This window comes from Nocardia alba NBRC 108234 (genome assembly GCF_001612665.1).
Taxonomy (GTDB): domain Bacteria; phylum Actinomycetota; class Actinomycetes; order Mycobacteriales; family Mycobacteriaceae; genus Nocardia; species Nocardia alba.
The window spans coordinates 1-866 of sequence record NZ_BDAX01000060.1; the positions used below are offsets into that span (position 1 = coordinate 1).

At 66.6% G+C, this 866-nt stretch carries 3 protein-coding genes; all 3 read right to left on the minus strand.

Translation table 11 applies throughout. The features are described 5' to 3' along the window. The coding region (locus tag NA12_RS32860) for a hypothetical protein (protein ID WP_157106436.1) at positions 1–293 on the minus strand (293 nt) is incomplete at its 3' end. 4 nt (positions 294–297) lie between these two features. Continuing rightward, complete coding sequence (locus tag NA12_RS32865; protein ID WP_067460728.1) at positions 298–615, minus strand: hypothetical protein; 318 nt, start codon at positions 613–615, stop codon at positions 298–300. Beyond that, on the minus strand, positions 615–866 hold a 252-nt coding region (locus NA12_RS32870), incomplete at its 5' end, for a hypothetical protein (protein WP_218017157.1). The genes NA12_RS32870 and NA12_RS32865, both read right to left, overlap by 1 nt.

Sequence of the window (866 nt, forward strand, 5' to 3'; positions counted from 1 at the left end):
TTGGCTTCGCGGGCGACAAGGCGCATCTCCGCGCCGAGTAGCTCGCGCTCGATCGTGGTGCAGTCCGCGAGCTCGAAGTTCGACTCGGTGCAGATCCAGTTCCAGCGGTCGATGCCCGGCATGGGCACGGTCGCGATCAGCTCGCAGACCGGCTGCGCGGGACGGTAACCCTGATCGATCAGTTCCTGTTCAGCGTCAGCCCAGTCCTGGTGCTGCTCCGGGGTCCAGTGCGCTCGCGGGTCCGCACCCCAAGGCAGGTCGCGATATTCGGCTCCGTCATCCATGCTGCTCATCAGGTCAGGGTCCGAGGATGGCGCGGATCTGGTCGGCCGCGCGTCGAGCGATCGGCTTGTCGAGGACCGCGAGCGGACTCTCGGCCTCAGCGAACCAGGACGAGCCGACAGTGAAGGGGGCGCCAGTGAGCGCGACCCCGATCGGGCCGAGATCGCAGATGATCGCGTCACCAGAGAGCTGGTCGGCAACGACTTCGACGATGACGTACTGACGTCGGATGCGGTTGAAATCATCGCTGCTGACGATCAGACAGAGCATCCCGCCGGGCAGGACCGATCCCGACGGGGCGTTCCACACCTCGCCGAATCGGGGATTAACCATCAGCTGGCCCGGGAGCGGGCGATCAGACTCGCGGTCAACGCGCTCGCCCGGTCGGGGGTGTAGCCCGCGGCGTTGAGCGTCGCGCTGTCGACGGCCAAACGCCGGCGCATGTCGTCGCGGTGGACCAGCGACGCGAGAAACGCCGAGCGGTCCATGCCTGCCTCGTTCGCGCGGCGGGCGAGAATTTCCAAGGTCTCGTCGTCGAAGCTCACCGATGTCTTACGTCCAGCCATACCGCCCACCATACCGCC